Below are 22,326 nucleotides of genomic sequence, written 5' to 3' on the forward strand. Positions count from 1 at the left end.
TATCACTGACGAAAAATGTTGTCAATAATAATTTGCCATTTCATCCAAGGCGCTTCTACCTTATTTCTTTTTAAATCTCAGTTGGTTCTTCCACTGGTTTTTCTGCGACTAGCTCTTCGTCTTTATCTGCTTCTAATTGGCGGTATCGTTGTAAACCGGTACCCGCAGGAACAAGCTTACCGATGATGACATTCTCTTTCAAGCCGAGTAACTCATCATACTTACCTTTAATTGCTGCGTCTGTAAGAATTCTTGTGGTTTCTTGGAATGATGCAGCTGATAAGAAGGAATCTGTTTCAAGAGACGCTTTCGTGATACCGAGTATGATCGGCTTCCCAATAGCTGGTTGCTTGCCTTCGATCAATGCATCTTTGTTTACGTTCTTGAAGTCTTGAATTTCCATCAATGATCCTGGCAATACATCCGTGTCGCCTGCTTCTGTCACACGTACTTTACGTAGCATCTGACGAACCATGACTTCGATGTGTTTATCACTGATTTCAACACCTTGCATACGATAAACTTTTTGCACTTCTTTCAGCAAGTACTCCTGAACACCTTGCAGACCTTGAACTTTGATTAGTTCTTTAGGGTCTACGGAACCTTCTGTTAAGGATTGACCAGCAATAACTTCTTGGCCTTCCTCAACTTTTACTCGTGCATTATATGGTGTAGTGTACGATTTCGTTTCGACTTCACCTTGCACGGTAATTTCTTTCTTATCCTTCACGTCATCTATTTGGGTTACAGTACCATAAATTTCACTGATTACTGCTTGACCTTTCGGATTACGTGCTTCAAATACCTCTTGGATACGAGGTAGACCTTGTGTGATGTCGTCACCTGCAACCCCACCTGTGTGGAATGTACGCATAGTAAGCTGTGTACCAGGTTCACCGATTGACTGAGCCGCGATGATACCGACTGCTTCACCGACTTCAACCTGATCACCAGTAGCCATGTTCATGCCATAACATTTTTCACATGCACCATGGTGTGTGTTACAAGTGAATACTGAACGGATAACGACTTCTTCAATGCCTGATTCGATAATTTCTTTTGAAATATCTTCAGTCAGCAAGTCGTTACGTTTAGCAAGGACTTTTCCTGTTTCAGGATGCTTGATAGATCTGAAGGCTCTACGTCCGATTAAACGGTCAATCAATGGCACGATGATTTCGTTGCCTTCAGTCAATGCACTAACTGTCATACCGCGATCAGTTCCACAATCGTCTTCACGGATGATGACGTCTTGTGCAACATCCACTAGTCTACGTGTCAGGTAACCTGAGTCGGCTGTCTTCAGTGCAGTATCGGCTAGACCTTTACGAGCACCGTGAGTAGAGATAAAGTACTCTAATACCGTCAGACCTTCACGGAAACTTGATTTGATCGGTAATTCGATGATACGTCCAGATGGGTTAGCCATAAGACCACGCATACCAGCTAACTGTGTAAAGTTAGAGGCGTTACCACGCGCACCGGAATCACTCATCATGTAGATTGGGTTTAGTGATTCTAATGATCCCATCAATTTATTCTGGATTTTGTCTTTAGCTTCCGTCCAGATGGAAATTACACGGTCATATCTTTCACTCTCTGTAATCAAACCACGACGGAACTGCTTCATGACTTTATCGATTTTTTCTTGAGATTCATCCAATACATCTTGCTTATCAGGAAGAACAACGATGTCAGATACACCTATTGTAATACCTGCTTTAGTAGAGTATTTGAATCCTAAGTCCTTCATACGGTCAAGCATCTTAGATGTTTCCGTAATCTGATAGAACTTAAACACTTGTGCGATGATATCTCCTAGAATACCTTTCTTGAAAGGTAGTATTAGTTCACGCTTGCTGATTTCTTCCTTTACATCAGAAGTCGGATCGACGAAGTATTCATCTGGAGTCAAGTTCTCCAAGTTATCGTTCGTCGGTTCGTTGATATAAGGGAATGAATCAGGCAAGATTTCGTTAAAAATGATCTTACCTACCGTCGTCAATAGCAGCTTACCTTTTTGTTCATCAGTGAACTTAGGATTATCGATTCCGGATGCTGCTACTGCAATTCTACTATGCAAATGCACGTAACCATTGTCATAAGCTAGTATAGCTTCGTGAGGAGTTGAGAATGTTGCACCTTCTCCAAGTGCATTCTCTCTTTCTAATGTTAAGTAATAGTTACCTAACACCATATCCTGTGAAGGCGTTACAACTGGCTTACCATCTTTAGGGTTCAAGATGTTCTGTGCTGCTAACATCAAGATTCTTGCCTCAGCTTGTGCTTCCGGAGAAAGTGGTACGTGAACAGCCATTTGGTCACCATCGAAGTCAGCGTTATATGCTGTACAAACGAGTGGGTGCAAACGGATCGCACGCCCTTCAACAAGTGTAGGCTCAAATGCTTGAATCCCTAAACGGTGCAATGTCGGTGCACGGTTAAGTAATACAGGGTGTTCTTTAATTACATCTTCAAGTACATCCCAGATTTCAGGACGTAGTCTCTCAATGTTTCTCTTCGCAGACTTGATGTTGTGCGCTAAGCCACGGTCTACAAGTTCTCTCATTACGAACGGCTTGAAAAGCTCGATGGCCATTTCTTTCGGAAGACCACACTGATACATTTTCAAGTTCGGACCTACAACGATTACAGAACGACCTGAATAGTCAACACGTTTACCAAGTAAGTTCTGACGGAAACGACCTTGCTTACCTTTCAACATATGAGAAAGAGACTTCAATGGACGGTTTCCTGGACCAGTAACTGGACGTCCACGACGACCATTATCTATTAGAGCATCTACTGATTCTTGCAACATACGTTTCTCGTTTTGAACGATGATCGTAGGTGCACCTAAGTCTAATAGACGCTTCAAACGATTGTTACGGTTGATTACTCTGCGGTATAGATCGTTTAAATCTGAGGTCGCAAAGCGCCCACCATCTAATTGAACCATCGGTCGCAATTCTGGTGGAATGATTGGTAGAACATCAAGGATCATCCAAGAAGGATCATTCCCTGAGTTTCTGAATGACTCTAGCACTTCTAAGCGTTTGATCGCTCTAGTACGACGTTGACCTTGTGCAGTTTTAAGCTCTTCTTTAAGCTCGGTAACTTCTTTGTCCAAATCAACATCTTGTAATAATTTACGAATCGCCTCAGCACCCATGTTAGCTTTGAAAGTGTTGCCGTACTTATCATAATAGGCACGGAATTCTTTCTCAGAAAGAAGTTGCTTCTTCTCAAGCGGAGTATCGCCAGGTTCAGTTACGATATACGCCGCAAAATAAATCACTTCTTCTAAAGCTCTTGGAGATAAATCTAGGATTAGTCCCATTCGACTTGGAATCCCTTTGAAATACCAAATGTGAGATACAGGGGCAGCTAGTTCAATGTGCCCCATGCGCTCACGACGTACTTTAGACTTCGTTACTTCAACACCACAACGGTCACATACAACGCCTTTGTATCTTACACGCTTGTATTTTCCGCAATGACATTCCCAGTCCTTTGTAGGACCGAAGATTCTTTCACAGAAAAGACCGTCTTTTTCTGGCTTTAAGGTACGGTAATTGATTGTTTCAGGTTTCTTTACTTCGCCAAATGACCATGAACGGATTTTGTCTGGTGAAGCCAAACCTATTTTCATATACTCAAATCTGTTTACATCGATCAAGGAGCAAACCTCCCTTATTTTATCAACGAATGGATCTCACTCACTCGTTTATTCACTCACGTCTTCGTTACGTTCTAAATTCACATTCAATTGATCCGAGGATTGTTCATCATCTTCTAAATCACGCATATCGATTTCATCCTCGTCTTGAGTTAACATCTTAACGTCCATCCCTAAACTTTGAAGCTCTTTTATCAATACTCGGAAGGATTCTGGAACACCAGGAGCTGGTAGATTTTCACCCTTCACAATCGCTTCATAAGTTTGTACACGCCCTACGACGTCATCGGATTTAACAGTTAAGATTTCTTGAAGTGTATAAGCTGCACCATATGCTTCCAGTGCCCAAACTTCCATCTCACCGAAACGCTGACCACCGAATTGTGCTTTACCACCTAACGGTTGCTGCGTTACAAGTGAATAAGGACCTGTAGAACGAGCGTGCAATTTATCATCAACCATGTGCTCAAGTTTAATCATATACATGACACCAACAGATACACGGTTATCGAATGCATCACCTGTACGGCCATCGTATAATACTGTCTTAGCATCTCGAGCTAAACCAGCTTCCTCAATTGTTGACCATACATCTTCCTCGTTAGCACCATCGAATACTGGAGTTGCAACGTGGATGCCCATTTCACGAGCTGCCATTCCTAAGTGTAACTCCAATACCTGCCCAATGTTCATACGTGATGGTACACCCAGTGGGTTTAACATAACATCAACAGGCGTTCCATCTGGTAAAAACGGCATGTCTTCTTCCGGTAAAATACGTGAAATAACACCTTTGTTACCATGACGTCCTGCCATTTTGTCACCTTCAGAAATCTTACGCTTCTGAACGATATATACACGTACTAAGTTGTTGACACCAGGAGATAGTTCATCCCCGTCCTCACGGTTGAAGGTCTTAACGTCAAGGACGATTCCTCCACCACCATGTGGCACGCGTAAAGATGTGTCTCGGACTTCCCTAGCTTTTTCACCGAAGATTGCATGTAATAGACGTTCTTCTGCAGAAAGTTCTGTCATACCTTTAGGAGTTACTTTACCAACAAGCAAATCCCCGTCAGTAACTTCAGCACCTACACGAATAACACCATCTTCATCCAAGTTTTTAAGAGCGTCTTCTCCTACGTTAGGAATATCCCGAGTAATTTCTTCAGGTCCTAATTTCGTGTCACGAGCTTCTGATTCGAATTCTTCGATATGAATCGATGTGAATTCATCCTCTTTGACCATACGCTCACTCATGATGACGGCATCCTCGTAGTTGTAACCGTCCCACGTCATAAATGCAACAAGAGCGTTTTTACCAAGTGCCATCTCACCGTTATCCATAGATGGTCCGTCAGCCAGGATTTCCCCTTTAACTACACGGTCACCTTTAGATACGATCGGCTTCTGGTTATAACAAGTTCCTTGGTTGGAACGGACGAATTTTAATAAGCGGTAGCGATCTAAGTCACCTTCTACTTCTTTTCCATCAACTTCTTTAATTTGTCTTACATGAATTTCTTTCGCTTCGACTTTCTCAACGATTCCTTCATGTCTGTTAATGACTGAAGCACCACTATCTTTACCTGAAACATATTCCATTCCAGTTCCTACGAAAGGAGCTTCTGGACGAAGCAATGGTACCGCCTGACGCTGCATGTTCGCACCCATCAATGCACGGTTCGAGTCATCGTTTTCCAAGAAAGGAATACATGCAGTTGCCGCTGAGACAACCTGTTTCGGTGATACGTCCATGTAATCGATTTGTTCACGTGGAACGACCGTGTTTTCCCCGCGGAAACGTGCGATGACTTCTTCATCTATGAACGATCCATCTTCATCTAGTTTCGCGTTTGCTTGGGCTACGATATAGTTATCTTCTTCGTCAGCTGTCAGATAATCTGACTGACTTGTTACCTTGTTCGTTTCAGGGTCAACCTTACGATAAGGAGTTTCGATGAAACCGAATGGATTAACTTTCGCATAAGTTGAAAGCGAGTTGATCAACCCGATATTCGGACCCTCTGGAGTTTCGATCGGACACATTCTTCCATAGTGGGAGTAGTGTACGTCACGAACTTCAAAACCTGCACGCTCACGTGTCAAACCACCCGGCCCTAATGCTGATAGACGACGCTTATGCGTCAATTCAGCTAGTGGGTTTGTTTGATACATGAACTGTGACAACTGTGAGCTACCAAAGAATTCTTTGATTGAAGCAATCACAGGTCTAATATTGATAAGTTGTTGTGGTGTAATTGATTCAGTATCTTGAATGGACATGCGTTCACGAACAACACGCTCCATACGAGATAAACCGATACGGAATTGGTTTTGAAGCAATTCACCAACTGAACGCAAACGACGGTTACCTAGGTGGTCAATGTCGTCTGTGTTTCCAACCTGATGTAAAATATTGAAGAAATAACTGATAGAAGCAATGATGTCAGCAGGCGTAATGTTTTTGATACTATCATCCACATTCGCATTACCAATGACATTCAATGTTCTTTCGCCTTCAGGATCAGTCGGGTCTAGAATCTTAACCGATTGGACTTTGACTGGATCTTCAAGAACTCCATCTTGTGGCTCAAGGATCTTCTCACCGAAAGCTTCGTCCTCTACTTCTAATAAAGGCAATACTTTATCTAATACACGGCGAGTAAGTTTATCACCTTTTCTAGCGATTACTTCTCCCGTTTCTTCGTCAGCAATCGTTTCAGCAAGCGTCTGGTTGAACAGGCGGTTTTTCAAATGAAGTTTCTTGTTCATTTTGTAACGCCCAACGCGAGCTAAATCATATCTTTTAGGATCGAAAAAGCGTGAAATCAATAGACTACGAGCACTTTCCGCTGTTGGTGGTTCACCAGGGCGGAGCCTTTCGTAAATTTCTATTAAAGCTTTTTCACTATCTTCTGTATTATCTTTTTCTAAAGAGTTTCTTAGATACTCGTTATCTCCAAGCAAATCAATGATTTCGTCATCATTACTGAAGCCTAGAGCACGCAATAATACAGTTATCGGTAATTTACGAGTACGATCAATACGTACATGGACTACATCTTTCGCATCAGTTTCAAACTCTAACCATGCACCACGGTTAGGAATAACTGTTGCAGTGTGACCTTTTTTACCGTTTTTATCTACTTTGGAATTGAAGTAAACACTTGGTGAACGTACTAGCTGAGAAACGATTACGCGCTCAGCACCGTTAATGATGAACGTACCAGTGTCCGTCATCAATGGGAAATCACCCATAAATACTTCTTGTTCTTTCACTTCCCCAGTTTCTTTGTTAAGAAGACGAACTTTCACTCTCAGTGGAGCATTGTATGTTACGTCTCTCTCTTTTGCTTCATCGACTGGGTACTTTGGTTCTTCCAAACTATAATCCACGAATTCTAGTGAAAGATTCCCTGTGAAATCTTCGATTGGAGAAATGTCCTGAAACATCTCTTTCAAACCTTCTTCTAAGAACCAATCGTAAGAAGCTGTTTGAATCTCGATTAAATTAGGAAGTTCCTGTACTTCACTGATTCTAGCGTAACTACGACGCTGGCGGTGTCGACCGTATTGAACTAGTTGACCTGTCAACTGCTTCACCCCTCAAACAACCAGAATTAAGTCAGATCTATCCCTGCCCATCCATTAAAATGAGTGTAGGAATCACTGACAATGTTTTGTTCAAAGAACATCATTCTTAGAACAAAAAATGGTCCGACAAAAAGACATGCCGAACTTGCTTGATGAACTCTTTCGATGTATCAAGCGATATATTCAACATTCGATTTTTCGAATGTCATATCTATATTGAAACGAGACAAAAAGCTTTTGAAAACTATTTGAATCGTTGTTTCATTATCGGTAAAACTCTTGTGTTTTATACGTTCAAGCGCTTTTTCAAAAAAACACTTGACATCCAAGCACATTTGTTGGCATTTTTTAATATTACCATAGAGAAAATTCTCAGTCAATCTTAATGGAACGGAGCACAAAATAACCTTTAGATCGTGCAACAACCTCTGCATTTTCATAAATTTCCTCCATCTTCGCTTTCAGCGATGGTGCTCCTTGCTTTTTCTGTACTACCACCCATAACTCTCCATTCGTTTTTAAAAGAGGAAAGCTATCTTCGATCATTTGATGGACAATTGCCTTGCCAGCTCGGAACGGCGGGTTTGTTAATACAGCAGCGAATGTTTGGTTTTTTACAGTATCTACGCCGTCACTCTCAAGCACCTCTACATTTCCAACTTCGTTGATCGAGGCATTTTCTTTTGCCAATTCTACAGCCCGTTCATTGATATCAACCATGAATATATTACGTTCATCAAATTCTTTTGCTAGAGTAATACCAATCGGCCCGTAGCCACAACCTAAATCTAATAGATCACCGAGCACTTCGGGTTGTTCAAAATGTTCTAGTAATGTCTTAGTGCCAAAATCTATTTGCTTTTTTGAAAATACTCCATCGTCTGTTTGGAAGGTAAATGTGAATGTTCGAATGGTTGCGTTAAAATGTGAAGGGTTGCTTGTACTTGTGGGTTTCTGTGAGTAATAGTGCTCGCTCATTGATTCGACCACCTTTGATCTTTATTGAGTATGTATCTATAAGTCCAATGAAGGAATTCACTCAATATTAAAATACAAACATAAGCTCGCTGAAATAATCCAGCGAGCTTATAATTTGTTTTACTATTTTAATTCTACTTTAGCGCCTGCTTCTTCTAATTTTTCTTTCATTTCTTCAGCTTCTTCTTTAGCTGCGCCTTCTTTAATAGCTCCTGGTGCGTTGTCAACTAAGTCTTTTGCGTCTTTAAGACCAAGACCAGTGATTTCGCGTACTGCTTTAACAACCTTGATTTTAGAAGCACCTGCATCTTCAAGTACAACGTCAAATTCAGTTTTCTCTTCAGCAGCAGCTTCTCCAGCGCCTGCTCCTGCAGCAGCAACTGGTGCAGCAGCTGTTACTCCGAATTCTTCCTCGATAGCTTTAACTAAGTCGTTCAATTCTAGAACTGACATTTCTTTAATCGCGTCAATGATTTGCTCATGTGTCATGATTAAATCCTCCTTAAATGTTTTTGAATTTTTTTATACGATCAGGCGTAAATTAAGCGCCTTCTTCTTCTTCTTTCTGTTCCGCAACGGCTTTTGTAGCGTATGCGAAGTTTCGTACTGGTGCTTGTAATACGCTGAGTAGCATAGATACAAGACCGTCGTATGAAGGTAGTTCTGCAAGCTCTTTCAACTGATCAAGAGTTGCGATGTTACCTTCTACAATTCCGCCTTTAATCTCTAAAGCGTCATGTTCTTTAGCGAACTGACCTAATACTTTAGCTGGTGCTACTGCATCTTCTTCACAAAAAGCAATAGCAGTCGGTCCAACCAAGATATCGTTTAGACCTTCATAGCCAGCTTGCTCAGTCGCGCGTCTAGTCATTGTGTTCTTGTACACTTTGAATTCAACGCCTGCCTCACGCAATTGTTGGCGTAATTCAGTGACTTCTGCAACATCCAAACCGCGATAATCTACAAGAACTGTCGTTTTGCTGTTCTCAAGTTTTTCAGCGATTTGTGATACTTGTTGCTGTTTGTGTTCTAAAACTGTGCTCATCGTTCCACCCCCTGGTCGTTTGTTGGATCATACCGTCCGGTGTTCTCTACAAATAAAAAGCCTCCGCATAGACGCGGAGGCATGATATCGTATATATCTCCAAACGCACTAAGACGTTTGGACACGTTCACACACACCTCGGCAGGAAAAGTTTAAGCATTGCTGCTCCTGCTGTCTACGGTATAAAAGTTTATTTAATTGCAACAGAGCAATTATATACAAGACTCTGTTAAATGTCAACTACTCAATTAGTGTTTTAAATTACTTGCGGATGAAACCAGATACATCTACACGGATTCCAGGACCCATTGTAGAAGAAACGGCAGCATTACGCATGTAAACACCTTTTGATGATTGTGGTTTAGCTTTAACCAATGTTTCAGTGATTGCTTCAAAGTTTTCTGCTAACTTTTGCTCATCAAATGAAACTTTACCGATTGGAACATGTACGTTACCTGATTTATCAACGCGGTATTCTACTTTACCAGCCTTGATTTCTTCAACAGCTTTTTCGATCTCGAAAGTAACTGTTCCAGTTTTCGGGTTTGGCATTAAGCCTTTAGGTCCCAATACTCGACCTAACTTACCAACTTCAGCCATCATGTCAGGAGTTGCAACAACTACATCAAAATCGAACCAACCTTGGTTGATTTTGTTGATGTACTCTGCATCACCTACATAATCAGCGCCAGCAGCTTCTGCTTCTTTCACTTTGTCGCCTTTAGCAAATACTAAAACGCGTTGTGATTTACCAGTACCGTTTGGTAGCACCATCGCACCACGGATTTGCTGGTCAGCTTTCTTAGGGTCTACACCCAAACGGAAAGCAGCTTCAACTGTTTCATCAAAATTCGCAATTGATGTCTTTTTGACTAATTCAATTGCTTCGTTCACGCCGTAAGCATTTGTACGATCTACAAGCTTTAGGGCGTCTTGATACTTCTTACCATGCTTAGCCATAAAAATTTCCTCCTCTTGTGGTTTTAGCGGTTGAACCTCCCACGAATAAAGGTTGCGAGATTTAGTCGCAACCTACGATCGTAACTGTAACAATAGCATGAAATTAGTCTTCTACGACGATACCCATGCTACGAGCTGTACCTTCAACCATACGCATAGCTGCTTCAACATCTGCTGCGTTTAAATCTGGTTGTTTAGTTTCTGCGATTTCACGTACTTTATCACGTTTAACCGTAGCAACTTTGTTGCGGTTAGGCTCTCCAGAACCTGACTCAATACCTGCTGCTTTCTTTAGAAGAACTGCTGCAGGTGGAGTTTTCGTTACGAATGTAAATGAACGGTCTTCAAAAACCGAAATTTCAACCGGAATAATCATACCCGCTTGGTCTTGGGTTTGAGCATTGAATTCCTTACAGAATCCCATGATATTAATACCAGCTTGACCTAGTGCTGGACCTACCGGCGGAGCTGGATTAGCTTTCCCTGCAGGAATTTGTAATTTAACAACTTTTACTACTTTTTTAGCCACGAGACACACCTCCTTAAAGTCCGTGATGTGGTAAATGGGTCTGACCCCTCCCACTCATCATTCTATATATAGCCATTCAGGCCATTAAGAAACATAAAAATTCTAGCATCTTTTACACGTTAATGCAAGAGGGATTGCTATATTTTTTTGATTTGAGTGAAGTCTAGTTCTACCGGAGTTTCCCTACCAAACATATTCACATGGACTTTTACTTTTTGTTTTTCAGTATCAATGTTTTCAATCGTTCCAGTGAAATTATCAAATGGACCGTCTGTCACTTGTACTGTTTCTTTCAGTTCGAAATCTACTTCCTTGGTTTTGTCCTTAAGACCCATACGTTTCAAGACTCTAGCCGCTTCTTCAGGGAATAGAGGCGTAGGTTTCGAGCCAGCACCTGTAGATCCAACAAATCCTGTTACCCCAGGAGTGTTTCGAACTACGTACCAAGAATCATCTGTCATAACCATTTCAGTCAAGACATAACCAGGAAACACCTTTTTCATAGATGTTTTTCTTTTACCATCTTTAACTTCTGTTTCTTCCTCTTCAGGAACGATTATACGGAAGATCTTATCTTCCATACCCATTGATTCGATACGCTTTTCTAAATTCAACTTAACTTTATTTTCGTAGCCCGAATAAGTGTGTACTGCATACCAGTTCTTTTCCATTTGATTTGGCTTCTTGCCTTCCCTCCTGTTCAACCGACGCTTTGATATTCAATCCAGTGTCGCAATTGGTACCTTATGTTTCATAAACTCATTATCATTGTTCACTTGCGATCATTATTGAAACATAAAAATCGACTTAAAAGTATAAAAAACCCGGCAGGCGGGTTTTTTCTAAACTTCTTTGCAAGTTGCTCGTTATAGGAGTTCTAAAATTTGAGAGATTCCTAAATCCACAACTGTAAAGAATACCGATACAAAAATGACAGTCATAATAACAATGATAGTGTATTTTGTCAGCTCATTGCTTTTCGGCCATGTTACCTTACGCATTTCACGATTAACATCTTTTAAGAACTTAAACATTTCTGTCCCTCCCCAAAGCCAAACACGTAGATCTATTTCGTTTCACGATGCAGTGTATGTGAACCACATTTTTTGCAATATTTTTTAACTTCGATTCTCTCAGACTTCTGAGATTGCTTGTCTGTAGTGTAATTTCGACTATGACAATTCGTACACGCTAGTGTGATTTTTTTTCGCATAAAAGATCTCTACCTATCCGATTTTTTCACTTCTACTAATTTACCACGTGTATTTTAAAGTGTCAACTTGGCTCTAAAGAGGTATCTCGGCAACAGCAAGATATCTTTCAAGTTTACGCTTCACCCTTTGCAAAGCATTATCGATCGACTTGACATGACGATCCAATTGAAGAGAGATCTCTTGGTAAGAGCGTCCGTCTAAGTATAAACGAAGAACTTCTTGCTCAAGTTCGCTTAAAATTTCTTGCATCTTGAATTCCATATCTCCGTTTTGCTCACGGTCCACAAGTAGTTTCAAAGGATCAGAAGTTTCATCTTCTGCAATGATATCCAATAACGTCCTATCTGACTCCTCGTCATAGACAGGTTTGTCCAACGATATATAAGAGTTTAAGGGAATATGCTTTTGGCGTGTAGCTGTTTTAATTGCTGTAATCATTTGTCTTGTGACACATAATTCAGCAAACCCTTTAAATGAAGTCAGTTTTTCAGTTTGGAAATCACGGATTGCTTTATACAACCCAATCATACCTTCCTGGATGATATCCTCTCGGTCAGCACCAATAAGAAAATATGTACGAGCTTTGGCTCTTACAAAACTCCTATACTTGTTAATAAGATAGTCTAGAGCCTGGATGTTGCCACTCTCGATGAAGCCCAACAATTCTTCATCATTCAACTCTGACCATTCAATATTCTGTTTCTCTTGTTTGATGCTCACGTCAGAAAACCTCCCAGAACTACAAGGACCTGTAAATATAAGGTCATTATACAGGAATTGAGAAAATTCAGTCAACAAAATTTTTCGTCATTTATCCCCGCGACGCCACTTTTCGAACTGTTTTAAAACGTCTTCGCTCAATGGTATCTTAGCTTTTGGTCGATTATTCGATTGTTTGTGTAAATCTTTATTTATATTTTTTTCGATCTCTTTTACGTCTATCAATAATTCTCTAGCAGATTTTCTTAATGCCCCTTGAGAAAAAACTGTGCGCTGCTCAGTGAAATCTGAGGTAGCCACATACACCTTCGTCTTTACGTTTTTTAATTGCTTGATCAAGCGCTCAATGCATTCGTCAGCTGTTTCATTCTCTTTCGTGAAAATCACTTCAACCTTATGATTCAGCTTCTTTCGTTCAAGTCCCCTAACCGAGTAAGCGTCGAAAACTACTATTACTCGGTGATCGGTGTAAGCCTGGTATTCCGCAAGCATTTCAACCAACCGGTACCGTGCTTCCTCCAACCGATGGTCCTTCAAAGCTTGGAGCTCAGGCCAGTCACCAATCATGTTATACCCATCAACAACTAGAACTATCATTGTTAACCACCTAACGGAAATCGATTACGATAGACTTCGTACATGAGGATACTTGCTGAAACTGAAGCATTCAGTGAAGTAACGGTGCCCCTCATCGGAAGCTGAATCAAGAAATCACAATTTTTAAGTGTAAGTCGACTCAAGCCTTTACCTTCACTTCCAATAACGAGCGCTAAAGGCATGTCATAATCCAAACCTCGATAGTCTTCCTTTCCGCTAGCATCGGTTCCAACGATCCAAACACCCTCTTGTTTCAGAAAATCTATTGTTTGATTAACATTCGTCACTCTTACTACCGGCACATGTTCGATTGCTCCTGTAGAAGCTTTAGCAACTGTTTGGGTCAGTTGAACAGACCTTCTCTTTGGAATAATGATTCCGTGGGCACCAACTGCATCAGCCGTGCGCATGATTGAGCCGAGGTTATGTGGATCTTCCAACTCATCAAGAATTAAAAAGAAGGGTGCTTCCTCTTTTTGGTTCGCTTTCGCAAACAAGTCATCTATAGTCGCATATTCGTATGCAGCAATCGAAGCGGCAACCCCTTGATGGTTTTGCCCGATTTGATCGAGTTTACTCTTAGGGACTTTTTGCACAAGAATATTTCTCGGCTTCGCCAAATCGTAAAGCTGTTGCTGTGCCTGTGTTTTCATAGAATCTAGTACCATTACCTTATTAACTGGACGATCCGATTTCAATACTTCTATTACTGGATTTTTACCGACAATCCAACTATCACTCATGAATTGAGCTCCTTTCTTCAATCGTTTGGATACCTTTAGAAATGAAACTCTCCATCCGCTCAATTGATCCACTGAAATACCAAAAGCCGATCAACGCCTCAAATGCTGTGCTATACCTGTAAGTTTGGACATCTGTATTTTTAGGTGGATTCGACTTTGCATTTCTACCTCGACGAACAATTGCTTCTTCCTCGTCTGAGAGAAGTTGCTCATCCATCCACCCTCTTAGAATCAAAGCTTGGGCATTGGCTGAGACGAAGGAAACCGCTTTCTGGTGTAAAACCTGGGGTTTCACTTCGCCTTTTCTTATTAGGTGTTCACGAATATATTTCTCAAATATAACGTCACCCATGTAAGCAAGCGTCAAAGCCTTTAATATTTTAGGGTTGATGTCATTACTCATTGCCTTCTCCATCTCGTACCTTGCGCAGTATCCTCTAATAGGATTCCTTCTTCTTTCAACTGATCTCTGATTTCATCTGCTCTAGCAAAGTTCTTGTCTTTTCTTGCTTGGATTCTCTCTTCAATCAATTGGTCGATATCTTCATCCAGTAATTCTTCCGTCTGCAATGAAAATCCGAGCACTCCTACCATTTCATCAAATGCGGAAAGGAACAGGTCAATTACTTCTGTTGATGTCTGATCTTCTCGCAAATATATATTCGCATCTTTGGATAAATCAAAAAGCACAGTGATTGCATTTGCTGTATTGAAATCATCATTCATTTCATCAATGAAGTTATTTTTATGAGCTTTGATTGTATTAATCCAATCTTCTTGCTCAGTCAAATCAAGGCTTGAAGCCCTGCGATGTAATAAATTCTCATATGCAGTTTTAATTCTGTCATAGCTGTTTTTCGCGCTTGCCAGAAGCTCATCACTGAAGTTGATCGGGTTACGGTAGTGCACACTTAACATAAAGAACCTAACTACATTCGGGTCGTGCTTTTCGACTAAGTCGTGAACTAAAATAAAGTTTCCTAGTGACTTTGACATTTTTTCATTTTCAATCTGAATATAGCCGTTGTGTAACCAATAGTTAGCAAAACTTTTATCATTATGCGCTTCAGATTGTGCAATTTCGTTCTCATGGTGAGGGAATGTCAGATCCTGGCCGCCTGCGTGAATATCAATCGTATCTCCTAAATATTCTTTCGCCATGGCAGAGCACTCTATGTGCCACCCTGGACGACCTTCACCCCAAGGACTTTCCCAAGAAATTTCATCAGGTTTAGCCTTTTTCCACAACGCAAAGTCCAATGGATCTTTTTTCTTTTCTCCGACTTGAATGCGGGCTCCCGAGCGAAGTTCATCAATGGATTGATGAGAGAGTTTTCCATAGTTATCGAATGCTCGTGTTTTGAAATAAACATCGCCTTCAACCGAGTAGGCAAACCCTTTATCGATCAGTCCAGAGATAAATTCAATGATTTGGTCCATCGTCTCAGTAACTCTAGGGTGATGAACCGCTTCTTTTACGTTCAATTTAGAAACATCTTCTTTGTATGCTTCGATGAAACGCTCTGCGATTTCTGGAACTTCTTCTCCCATTTCATTAGCGGCTTTAATTAACTTATCGTCCACATCTGTGAAGTTGAGAACATATTCAACGTCATAGCCGGCATATTCCAAGTATCTGCGAACCGTGTCGAAAACAATGGCAGGACGTGCATTCCCAATATGGATATAGTTATAAACCGTAGGTCCGCATACGTACATCTTCACTTTATTTTCTTCAATAGTTTTAAAATCTTCTTTCGATCTTGTTAACGAATTATACAATTTAATCGACATGCTTTTGTTCTCCCTTCAACTCATTAATTTCATTTTGTAACGCTTCAATTTTTTGGTCGAGTACGTCACATTTTTCAGCGACAGGATCAGGCAATTTGTGGTGGTCAAGGTTCTTTTTAACCTTAACGCCGTTTTGAACGACTATTTGCCCTGGAATCCCGACCACTGTGGAGTATTTCGGAACATCTTTCAATACAACAGATCCTGCCCCTATTTTCGAATGTTCTTCAATGACAATGGAGCCTAAAACTTTTGCGCCCGTCGCAACAAGTACATTGTCTTTAAGTGTAGGGTGGCGTTTTCCAGCTTCTTTACCTGTACCCCCCAATGTCACCCCTTGAAAAATTGTGACATTATCACCAATCTCACAGGTTTGCCCTATGACGACACCCATTCCATGGTCTATAAAGAATCGTCGACCAATTTTAGCCCCAGGGTGGATTTCAATTCCCGTGAAGAAACGGCTCACTTGGGATAATACTCTCGCAATGAAATACAGCTTTCTTTTATAAAATCCATGTGCTACACGGTGGGACCACACGGCGTGTACACCTGCATATGTCAGTATGACTTCAATTCGGCTTCTTGCTGCTGGGTCTTGATCGAAGACGACATCGACATCTTCCTTCAAGGTCTTTAAGAATCGAAACATCTCGAAGTCCCCCTTTCTTTTATTAAATCGTTGAGGGTAAATATAAAACGCCCCTGCCTATATAATATAGACAGAGACGTTATCACGCGGTTCCACTCTGTTTAGAGAATCATTCTCTCACTCAGAAGCTTATAACGGTAGCCGGCCGCCACTTTCTACTTGATTCGAAAGCAGACTCAGAGGGGCATTTCGATGGTTCACCTAAAAAGCTACTTCCAGCCAAGGTAGCTATCTCTGTCGATAGGCTTATTCCATTTACTTTTCCTCTTCAACGTTTTAATTAATATACAACTATTATATACATAAAGCGTATTTTGTTACGACTATTTCAACTTGGTAATGATTTGGTCCAAGCGATGATCAATGGTTTCCTTACCTAATAAGTAAATCGCATTAGGTAATTCTGGTCCGTGGGTTTGTCCAGTGGTAGCCACACGAATCGGCATAAATAATTTTTTCCCTTTTACTCCTGTAGCTTTTTGAGTAGCTTTAGTAGCTGCTTTTATTTCTTCAGGAGTGAACTCATCAAGATGCTCCAACTCTGACTTAAATTGAGTTAACATATCTGCAACATGATCCTGTTCCAGCACTTCCATAGCCGCTTCATCATAATCAATCTCTTTTTTAAAGAACAGCTCAGTCAATTCGACAATTTCTGCTCCATAGCTCAGTTGATCTTTATATAAAGAAATCAATTCTTCTGTCCACTTACGATCTTCTTCCGACATGTTTTCATCTACTTTACCCGCTTCAATCAAGTGAGGTAAAGCTAAATCAATGACACGCTCTAATGAGCTTTGTTTGATATATTGGTTATTCATCCACTTCAATTTGCCGGTGTCGAAAACCGCTGGTGAAGTAGACAACCTTTCCGGATCGAAAATTTCAATGAATTCTTCACGAGTGAATAATTCTTCTTCTCCTGCAGGTGACCAACCAAGAAGCGTAATAAAGTTGAATAAAGCTTCTGGAAGATAACCTAATTCAGCATATTGTTCAATGAACTGAATGATGCTTTCATCACGCTTGCTAAGCTTTTTACGCTCATTATTCACAATCAATGTCATATGCGCGAAGGTAGGAACTTCCCAACCAAATGCACGATAGACCATCATTTGTTTCGGTGTATTTGAAATATGATCTTCTCCGCGTAGAACGTGAGTGATTTTCATCAAGTGATCATCAATGGTCGCAGCAAAGTTATAAGTTGGTGTTCCATCTTTCTTCTGGATGACCCAGTCACCGAAATCGTTCGATTCGAATGTGATGTTCTTCTTGACGATATCATTAAACGTATACGTTTCTCCTTGCGGTACACGTAAACGGATACTTGGTTGGCGTCCTTCAGCTTCAAAAGCTTCTCTTTCTTCAGCAGTCAAGTTTCTATGAGCTCCTGAGTACATAGGAACCTGGCCGTTAGCTCTTTGTTCTTCGCGCTCAGCTTCTAATTCCTCTTCTGTCATATAACACTTATATGCTTGATCTTTGTCTAATAATTCATCTACATATTTCTGATAAATATCTAAACGATCCATTTGACGATAAGGGCCGTAATCTCCGCCTTCATCGATGCTTTCGTCCCAATCGATCCCTAACCACTTCAAATATTTAAGTTGACCTAGGTCTCCGCCTTCAACATTCCTTTTCTGATCCGTGTCTTCAATTCGAATGATGAATTGTCCACCCGTATTTCTTGCATATAGGTAATTGAATAAAGCCGTTCTTGCATTTCCGATGTGTAAATGCCCTGTCGGACTAGGCGCATAACGTACGCGTACTGGTTGATCTGTTGACATATGAATACCCCTTTCAATCATCTGAATCCTTTTATATTTTTAAGTGATTATTTCCTTTGTAGCAAAATGACTGCTTGGGAAGCAATGCCTTCTTTTCTTCCAGTAAACCCAAGTTTCTCAGTCGTTGTTGCTTTAACATTCACATTTTCTATATCTGTTTGAAGCAGTGGAGCTATAACTTTATGTATTTCTTCGATATAAGGTGCCATTTTAGGCGCCTGTGCCATAACGGTACAATCAATGTTCACTAGTTTGTATCCAGCTTCATCAACTTTTTTCCATACTTCTTCTAGCAGTTTCTTAGAATCTGCATCTTTGAACGCAGGGTCATCATCAGGGAAATGTTTACCGATATCCCCTGCCCCAATAGCACCTAATGCAGCATCTGCAATTGTATGTAATAAAACATCTGCATCAGAATGGCCAAGCAATCCTTTTTCGTAGGGGATTTCAATGCCTCCTATAATGCACGGACGACCTTCGACTAATTGATGCACATCAAACCCTTGTCCTATACGAAACAAATCATTCTCCTCCTCTTGACCCTTCAACTTATTTATTTGTAGCATATTTTCAGCTTTTTGTATATCTTCTGGGTTGGTGATTTTGAAGTTATCAAAGCTACCTTCAACCAATGCCGGTTGAACATCCAACGCTTCAAGCAAAGAGACATCATCCGTTTGTAGCAACCCCTTTTCCGAAGCTTGGTCATGGGCTCTTTTGATTAATGAATATTTAAAAGCCTGAGGCGTTTGTGCTGCAAACAATTCTGAACGATTAAGAGAGCGGACATTATCTTTTGTAACACGTTTAATTGTATCTGTAACAGGCACAGCAAGAAAGGCGGCGTCATTATTTTCAACTTCAGTATATAAAGAGTGTAACTCAGAGATCGATACAAAGGGTCTAGCCCCATCATGAATATATGTGATCAAAGGATCCTCTATTGCATCCACTGCGTTTTTGACGCTATCCTGCCTTTCCTTTCCCCCTTCAACGTACTTTGAGATTTTGTTAAAGCCGTTTTGTACAGCAATCTCTTCCATCGTCTTCATTTCGTCAGGGTGTGCAACCAAAATGATTTCTTTACACCAAGGATCTTCCTCAAACACATCAATAGTATATGTAATTAATGGGCGTCCATTAAGCTCGATGAATTGTTTATTCTTTCCTGCTTTCATACGCTTACCTTGTCCAGCAGCTAAAATGATTACTTGGTATTGGTTCGTCATGGTTCACACCCTTTAATAGTTGCAAAATAAGGGTTGACTAACCCAAAGATGATTCAACTCATCTATGGTTCTCGTCAACCCCCGTTTTTTATTTACTGTGCCTTCTCAAGAGCCTTCGGTTTAGCGAAGATCATACGACCTGCAGATGTTTGTAAGACACTTGTGACGATTACATCAATCTGTTCGCCGATATAATTCTTACCTTCTTCGACTACAATCATCGTACCGTCATCAAGATAAGCAACACCTTGTTTTTCTTCCTTACCAGCTTTAATGACCTGTACGCCCATCTCTTCACCTGGAAGGACTACTGGCTTAACTGCATTCGCCAAATCATTGATATTCAAAACAGTTACATTTTGAAATTCTGAGACTTTATTCAGATTATAATCATTTGTAACGAGAACACCATCGAGTAATTTAGTCAGCTTAACTAACTTACTATCCACTTCTTGGATATCCTCGAAGTCACCTTCATAAATTTGAACGTCTACAGCCAATTCTTTTTGCAATCGATTCAAAATATCTAAACCTCTTCGTCCACGGTTTCTCTTGAGGACATCAGAAGAGTCAGCGATATGTTGAAGCTCTTCAAGCACAAACTGCGGTATAATGAGCGATCCTTCTAAAAACTTCGTATCTGCGATGTCTGCGATCCGCCCATCGATAATTACACTTGTGTCTAAAATTTTGGGACGAACGCTATACTCTTTATCCGCCAATTTAGTTTCATCAGAAGAAGCTTCCTTTTTCGATACAGTTAAAAGACTGACGAATTCATTTCGTCTTTTAAACCCTACCTGGAAGCCCAGATAACCTAAGATTACTGTCACGAATATGGGAAGCACTTCTCCTACAAGTGCAATTCCTATCCCTTGCAAATAGATGTTTACAAGAAAAGCAATAACAAGTCCTATAATCAATCCTAAACTTCCGAAAAGTAAGTCTGCGACTGGAGCTTTCACTAGTTTTTCTTCAATGATTTTAAAGAAATCCACAATATAATCCACTAGCCAAAAAGTTAATAAATATAATATGAGTGCGCCTAAAATAAGTCCCACGTAGGGTATGATCCACTGCGGATTTGTAAAACCAATCAAACTAGCCAGTTCATCGAAATACAGGTAACCAACTGTTCCTCCAGCCACTAAAATAAATAGCTGAACAATCCTTTGTAACACACACATTCACCTCCTAGATATATTCATTCTAACCAAATGAAGATGCCTTCATAAGGATTTCTAAAATATTACTATTTTAAATATTAATTATATCATGAGGCAATATGACCGTCAAAAGAAACAGTCTATCATTGTATCACTTATTTTACAATGTGTCAATCATGTTACAAAGAATAGCAAAGCTCTTGCTTAGCTATTCTGATGGAACATGAGATAAATAATCTTAATCAAGTGCTACTTTTAAAGCTTCCTGGAGGGAGTCGACTCCAACTAATTTGACACCTTCAGGCTCCGTGAAGCCACCTAGATTTTTTCGTGGTAATATGATTCTTTTAAAACCTAATTTACTAGCTTCTTGAACCCGTTGTTCAACTCGAGCTACTCTCCTGATTTCTCCGGTCAGTCCCACCTCACCAATAAAGGCATCATCAGGCTTTGTTGGCTGATCTCGAAAACTGGAAGCGATACTGATCGAGACGCCTAAATCAATCGCTGGTTCATCCAATTTCACACCGCCAGCAACCTTTACATACGCATCTTGATTTTGTAAAAGTAACCCAGCCCTTTTCTCTAAAACGGCCATTAATAGTGGAACCCTATTATGATCTAAACCGGTGGCCATTCTTCTTGAATTCCCGAATTGAGTCGGTGAGATTAGAGCCTGAATTTCTACAAGCATCGGGCGAGTACCTTCCATTGAGGCAACTACAGTTGAGCCCGCGACACCTTGTGAACGTTCTTCAAGAAAGATTTCAGAAGGGTTCGCAACTTCCACCAGACCTTCTTCTTTCATTTCAAAAATACCCATTTCATGAGTACTTCCAAAGCGGTTTTTTACACTTCGTAAAATCCTGAATGAATGGTGGCGCTCTCCTTCGAAATACAATACTGTATCTACCATATGTTCTAATAACCTAGGTCCTGCGATGGCACCTTCCTTCGTTACATGTCCGACAATGAAAATAGGTATCCCTTTTGTTTTGGCCACTTTCATCAACATGCTGGTACATTCCCGCACCTGAGAAACCGAACCAGGAGCTGAAGTAACTGCATCATGGTATATCGTTTGAATAGAGTCAATGACTACAAAGTCTGGATCCATATCCTCGATTGCATCTACGACATATTCCAAATTTGTTTCGGCCATCACATACAGCTGATCCTCTTTAATCGAAAGACGATCAGCTCTTAACTTAGTTTGCTTTTCTGATTCCTCGCCTGAAATGTATAAAACACTTAGCGGGCGATTGGCTAACTGTGCTGAGACTTGGAGTAATAGTGTGGATTTTCCGATACCAGGGTCTCCGCCAATCAATACTAGCGAACCAGGAACTACCCCTCCACCTAGCACTCGGTTCAATTCATTCATTTCAGTAGTAATTCTTTTCTCCTTCTGGGAGGAGATTTTATTGATTGCACTCGGCTTTTTACGATTTTGTTGGTTTGATCCTAAGCCTCTTTTGTCATTTTTCTCTGACCTTACTTTCTCTTCCACCATCGTGTTCCATTGCTGACATCCAGGGCATTTCCCCATCCATTTCGGCGATTCGTAGCCACATTCTTGGCATAAAAAAATTACTTTAGCTTTTGCCATATCTCTATTCTCCCC

Annotated in this window: 21 protein-coding genes, 1 pseudogene and 2 other annotated features; all 22 genes and pseudogenes read right to left on the minus strand. The window is 40.6% G+C overall.

What is annotated here, in order from left to right:
- Positions 1 to 70: 70 nt before the first annotated feature.
- Complete coding sequence (gene rpoC, locus CEY16_RS14690; RefSeq protein WP_101332816.1) at positions 71 to 3,679, minus strand: DNA-directed RNA polymerase subunit beta'; 3,609 nt, start codon at positions 3,677 to 3,679, stop codon at positions 71 to 73.
- A 48-nt stretch (positions 3,680 to 3,727) separates the two neighbouring features.
- Complete coding sequence (gene rpoB, locus CEY16_RS14695) at positions 3,728 to 7,276, minus strand: DNA-directed RNA polymerase subunit beta (RefSeq protein WP_101332817.1); 3,549 nt, start codon at positions 7,274 to 7,276, stop codon at positions 3,728 to 3,730.
- A gap of 372 nt (positions 7,277 to 7,648) precedes the next feature.
- On the minus strand, positions 7,649 to 8,254 hold the full coding sequence (locus CEY16_RS14700; protein WP_101332818.1) for a class I SAM-dependent methyltransferase: 606 nt from the start codon (positions 8,252 to 8,254) through the stop codon (positions 7,649 to 7,651).
- 123 nt (positions 8,255 to 8,377) lie between these two features.
- Positions 8,378 to 8,743 (minus strand): 50S ribosomal protein L7/L12, encoded by a 366-nt coding sequence (rplL, locus tag CEY16_RS14705; protein ID WP_101332819.1) that lies wholly within the window; start codon positions 8,741 to 8,743, stop codon positions 8,378 to 8,380.
- A gap of 52 nt (positions 8,744 to 8,795) precedes the next feature.
- Complete coding sequence (rplJ, locus tag CEY16_RS14710) at positions 8,796 to 9,299, minus strand: 50S ribosomal protein L10 (protein ID WP_101332820.1); 504 nt, start codon at positions 9,297 to 9,299, stop codon at positions 8,796 to 8,798.
- On the minus strand, positions 9,296 to 9,424 hold the full coding sequence (locus CEY16_RS15540) for a hypothetical protein (RefSeq protein ID WP_274379946.1): 129 nt from the start codon (positions 9,422 to 9,424) through the stop codon (positions 9,296 to 9,298). Before CEY16_RS15540 ends, rplJ begins: the two co-directional genes overlap by 4 nt.
- Positions 9,344 to 9,498, minus strand: a sequence feature (ribosomal protein L10 leader region). Its footprint overlaps the gene before it by 81 nt.
- 62 nt (positions 9,499 to 9,560) lie before the next feature.
- The gene (rplA, locus tag CEY16_RS14715; RefSeq protein WP_101332821.1) at positions 9,561 to 10,259 is read right to left on the minus strand and encodes a 50S ribosomal protein L1; all 699 of its coding nucleotides are present in this window, start codon (positions 10,257 to 10,259) and stop codon (positions 9,561 to 9,563) included.
- A 103-nt stretch (positions 10,260 to 10,362) separates the two neighbouring features.
- Positions 10,363 to 10,788 (minus strand): 50S ribosomal protein L11, encoded by a 426-nt coding sequence (gene rplK, locus CEY16_RS14720; protein WP_143484635.1) that lies wholly within the window; start codon positions 10,786 to 10,788, stop codon positions 10,363 to 10,365.
- A 137-nt stretch (positions 10,789 to 10,925) separates the two neighbouring features.
- Positions 10,926 to 11,459, minus strand: a complete 534-nt coding sequence (nusG, locus tag CEY16_RS14725) for a transcription termination/antitermination protein NusG (protein ID WP_101332823.1) — start codon at positions 11,457 to 11,459, stop codon at positions 10,926 to 10,928.
- A 195-nt stretch (positions 11,460 to 11,654) separates the two neighbouring features.
- The gene (gene secE, locus CEY16_RS14730; protein ID WP_101332824.1) at positions 11,655 to 11,822 is read right to left on the minus strand and encodes a preprotein translocase subunit SecE; all 168 of its coding nucleotides are present in this window, start codon (positions 11,820 to 11,822) and stop codon (positions 11,655 to 11,657) included.
- Positions 11,823 to 11,854: 32 nt separating this feature from the next.
- Positions 11,855 to 12,001: a 50S ribosomal protein L33 gene (gene rpmG, locus CEY16_RS14735; RefSeq protein ID WP_101332825.1), complete on the minus strand. Its 147-nt coding sequence runs from the start codon at positions 11,999 to 12,001 to the stop codon at positions 11,855 to 11,857.
- Between the two features lie 73 nt (positions 12,002 to 12,074).
- Complete coding sequence (gene sigH / locus CEY16_RS14740) at positions 12,075 to 12,722, minus strand: RNA polymerase sporulation sigma factor SigH (RefSeq protein ID WP_101332826.1); 648 nt, start codon at positions 12,720 to 12,722, stop codon at positions 12,075 to 12,077.
- 87 nt (positions 12,723 to 12,809) lie between these two features.
- On the minus strand, positions 12,810 to 13,319 hold the full coding sequence (locus tag CEY16_RS14745; RefSeq protein ID WP_101332827.1) for an NYN domain-containing protein: 510 nt from the start codon (positions 13,317 to 13,319) through the stop codon (positions 12,810 to 12,812).
- Between the two features lie 2 nt (positions 13,320 to 13,321).
- On the minus strand, positions 13,322 to 14,062 hold the full coding sequence (gene rlmB, locus CEY16_RS14750) for a 23S rRNA (guanosine(2251)-2'-O)-methyltransferase RlmB (protein ID WP_101332828.1): 741 nt from the start codon (positions 14,060 to 14,062) through the stop codon (positions 13,322 to 13,324).
- Positions 14,055 to 14,465, minus strand: coding sequence for a Mini-ribonuclease 3 (locus CEY16_RS14755; RefSeq protein ID WP_101332829.1), 411 nt, complete (start codon positions 14,463 to 14,465; stop codon positions 14,055 to 14,057). Before CEY16_RS14755 ends, rlmB begins: the two co-directional genes overlap by 8 nt.
- Complete coding sequence (gene cysS / locus CEY16_RS14760; RefSeq protein ID WP_101332830.1) at positions 14,462 to 15,856, minus strand: cysteine--tRNA ligase; 1,395 nt, start codon at positions 15,854 to 15,856, stop codon at positions 14,462 to 14,464. The genes CEY16_RS14755 and cysS overlap by 4 nt, the downstream gene beginning before the upstream one ends.
- A complete protein-coding gene (gene cysE / locus CEY16_RS14765) occupies positions 15,846 to 16,508 on the minus strand; it encodes a serine O-acetyltransferase (protein WP_101332831.1) in 663 nt (220 codons plus the stop codon). The genes cysS and cysE overlap by 11 nt, the downstream gene beginning before the upstream one ends.
- Positions 16,509 to 16,577: 69 nt before the next feature.
- Positions 16,578 to 16,789 (minus strand) — a binding site (T-box leader).
- A 42-nt stretch (positions 16,790 to 16,831) separates the two neighbouring features.
- Entirely contained in the window at positions 16,832 to 18,304 is a 1,473-nt protein-coding gene (gltX, locus tag CEY16_RS14770) for a glutamate--tRNA ligase (RefSeq protein ID WP_101332832.1), read from the minus strand.
- Positions 18,305 to 18,351: 47 nt separating this feature from the next.
- Positions 18,352 to 18,828, minus strand: a complete 477-nt coding sequence (gene ispF, locus CEY16_RS15480) for a 2-C-methyl-D-erythritol 2,4-cyclodiphosphate synthase (protein ID WP_238378869.1) — start codon at positions 18,826 to 18,828, stop codon at positions 18,352 to 18,354.
- 48 nt (positions 18,829 to 18,876) lie between these two features.
- Positions 18,877 to 19,536: pseudogene (gene ispD, locus CEY16_RS15485) on the minus strand (2-C-methyl-D-erythritol 4-phosphate cytidylyltransferase); the annotation flags it as partial.
- Between the two features lie 92 nt (positions 19,537 to 19,628).
- Positions 19,629 to 20,717: a PIN/TRAM domain-containing protein gene (locus CEY16_RS14780; protein ID WP_101332834.1), complete on the minus strand. Its 1,089-nt coding sequence runs from the start codon at positions 20,715 to 20,717 to the stop codon at positions 19,629 to 19,631.
- Positions 20,718 to 20,940: 223 nt separating this feature from the next.
- Positions 20,941 to 22,311: a DNA repair protein RadA gene (radA, locus tag CEY16_RS14785; protein WP_101332835.1), complete on the minus strand. Its 1,371-nt coding sequence runs from the start codon at positions 22,309 to 22,311 to the stop codon at positions 20,941 to 20,943.
- Positions 22,312 to 22,326: the final 15 nt, after the last annotated feature.

Origin of the sequence: Halalkalibacillus sediminis, assembly GCF_002844535.1 — a bacterium.
GTDB classification, from domain to species: Bacteria; Bacillota; Bacilli; order Bacillales; family Alkalibacillaceae; genus Halalkalibacillus_A; species Halalkalibacillus_A sediminis.